We start from the raw sequence: 2370 nt of genomic DNA on the forward strand, positions 1-2370 counted from the left end.
CCCATCCCCCACCCCGTGCATCGCCGCACGCGGGCCGACCGAAAGGCCGAACGATGTCGACGCTGCTGGTGACCGGAGCCGCCGGGTTCATCGGGTCAAACTTCGTCCGCTACTGGCGCGAACGCCACCCGGCGGACACCGTCGTGGCGTTCGACGCCCTGACCTACGCGGGCTGCCGGGAGAACCTCGCCGACGTCGCGGAGCGCATCACCTTCGTCCACGGCGACATCCGCGACCGTGAACTCGTCGAGTCCACCCTGCGCGAGCACACGGTCGATGTGATCGTGAACTTCGCCGCCGAGTCGCACAACAGTCTGGCGATCATCCGGCCGGGCGAGTTCTTCTCGACGAACGTGATGGGCACCCAGACGCTGCTGGAGGCGGCCCGCACGGTGGGCGTCGCCCGCTTCCACCAGATCTCCACCTGCGAGGTCTACGGCGACATGGACCTCAACGACCCAGGGGCCTTCACCGAGGACGCCCCCTACCTGCCGCGCACCCCGTACAACGCGGCGAAGGCCGGCGGCGACCACGCCGTGCGCGCCTACGGTTACACCTACGACCTGCCGGTGACGATCACCAACTGCTCGAACAACTACGGGCCCTACCAGTTCCCGGAGAAGGTCATCCCGCTGTTCGTGACCCGTGCGCTGCAGGGCGAGCAGCTCCCGCTGTACGCGTCGACGACGAACCGGCGCGAGTGGCTGCACGTGATGGACCACTGCCGGGCGATCGACGCCGTGCTCGACCGCGGCCGCGTCGGCGAGACCTACCATGTCGGCTCCGGCGTCGAGGCCGACATCGAAACGATCGCCGACACCATCCTCGCGGAGCTCGGCCTGCCGGCGTCGCTGAAGACGATCGTGCCGGACCGGCCCTCCCACGACCGCCGCTACCTGCTGGACTCCACCAAGCTGCGCACCGAGATCGGCTGGTCACCGCTGATCGACTTCCGCGAGGGGATGCGTTCCACCATCGCCTGGTACAAGGAGAACGAGTCCTGGTGGCGGCCGCTGCTGGGCCGCTCCCCGGTCTCCGAGACCGCCTGGCGGAGCTGACCCGCGGCGGCCCCGCCGGTCAGCGGCCCCGCCGGCCAGCAGCCGCAGCCGCCGGTCAGCCGCCGGTGAGAGAGGCGTAGAGCTCCGCGGTGCGCTCCGCGACGGCCGCCCAGCCGAACTCGCCGACCGCCCGTGCCCGCCCGGCGCGGCCCATCGCCGCCGCCCGCGCCGGGTCGGCGAGGACGGCGTTGACGGCGTCGGCGAGCGCCTTCGGCTCGTCGGGTGGGACGAGCAGCCCGGTGGTACCGTCGTCGACGACCTCCGGGATGCCGCCGACCCGGGAGGCGACGACGGCGGTGCCGCAGGCCATCGCCTCCAGGTTGACGATGCCCAGCGGTTCGTACACCGACGGGCACACGAACACGTCGGCGTGGCTGAGAAGCTGGATGACCTCGGGCTTGCTCAGCATCCCGTTGAGCCAGACGACGCCGTCGCGCTCGATGCGCAGCCCGTCGACCAGCGCGGTGGTCTCCGCGAGCAGCTCGGGGGTGTCCGGGGCGCCGGCGCAGAGCACGAGCTGCGCCCGCGGGTCGATCGCCGACGCGGCGCGCAGCAGCACCGGCAGACCCTTCTGCCGGGCGATCCGCCCCACGAAGATCACTGTGGGCCGTTCCGGGTCGACCCCGTGCCGTTCCAGCACGTCGGTCGCCGGGTCGGGCCGGTACTCCTCGGTGTCGATGCCGTTGCGGATCACGTGCACCCGCGCCGGGTCGACCGCCGGGTAGGCGCCGAGGATGTCCTCGCGCATCCCGGTGCTCACCGCGACCACCGCGGCCGCCGACTCGATAGCGATCCGCTCGCACCACGACGACAGCTGGTATCCGCCGCCGAGCTGCTCGGCCTTCCACGGCCGGCGCGGCTCCAGCGAATGCGACGTCATCACGTGCGGGACACCGCCGAGCAGGGCGGCGAGGTGGCCGCCGAGATTCGTGTACCAGGTATGGGAGTGGACGATGTCCGCGCCGGCGGCCGCCGCGGCCATCGACAGGTCCATCGACAGGGTGCGCAGCACGTCGTCGCCACCGGCGAGCGCCGCCCAGCTCGGGTGGGCGCTCACCGCGGCGACGCCCGACCCGCCGGGCGCCTCCACCACGACCCGGTCCCCGTCGGCGGCCGCCTGGCGGTGCACGGTGAGGTCGACCAGCCGGGCGAGCTCGCGGGCCAGGTACTCGACGTGCACACCCGCCCCGCCGTAGACGTCCGGAGGAAACTCGCGGGTGAGCAACGCGACGCGCATGGACTGTCTCTCCATCGACTGGTGGGTGGGACGGGTTCAGCGGAACCGATGCGGCGCGGCGGTGATGTGGACCGA

General features: G+C 72.1%; 2 protein-coding genes. One reads left to right on the forward strand and one right to left on the reverse strand.

Annotation, left to right across the window (positions count from 1 at the left end; genetic code table 11):
- Window positions 1–53 precede the first annotated feature (53 nt).
- Window positions 54–1058, forward strand: coding sequence for a dTDP-glucose 4,6-dehydratase (gene rfbB / locus NBZ85_RS30325; RefSeq protein ID WP_261560649.1), 1005 nt, complete (start codon window positions 54–56; stop codon window positions 1056–1058).
- A gap of 55 nt (window positions 1059–1113) precedes the next feature.
- Here rfbB and glgA read toward each other — a convergent pair whose 3' ends face one another.
- Window positions 1114–2295: a glycogen synthase gene (glgA, locus tag NBZ85_RS30330; RefSeq protein WP_261560650.1), complete on the reverse strand. Its 1182-nt coding sequence runs from the start codon at window positions 2293–2295 to the stop codon at window positions 1114–1116.
- Between the last annotated feature and the right edge of the window lie 75 nt (window positions 2296–2370).

The sequence above is a fragment of the Frankia tisae genome, from assembly GCF_025403405.1.
Taxonomy (GTDB): Bacteria; Actinomycetota; Actinomycetes; order Frankiales; family Frankiaceae; genus Frankia; species Frankia tisai.

Excerpts from the sequence above, each read along its gene's own strand:
- rfbB (WP_261560649.1), top strand. The coding sequence starts at position 54 with ATGTCGACGCTGCTGGTGACCGGAGCCGCCGGGTTCATCGGGTCAAAC.
- glgA (WP_261560650.1), bottom strand. The coding sequence starts at position 2,295 with ATGCGCGTCGCGTTGCTCACCCGCGAGTTTCCTCCGGACGTCTACGGC.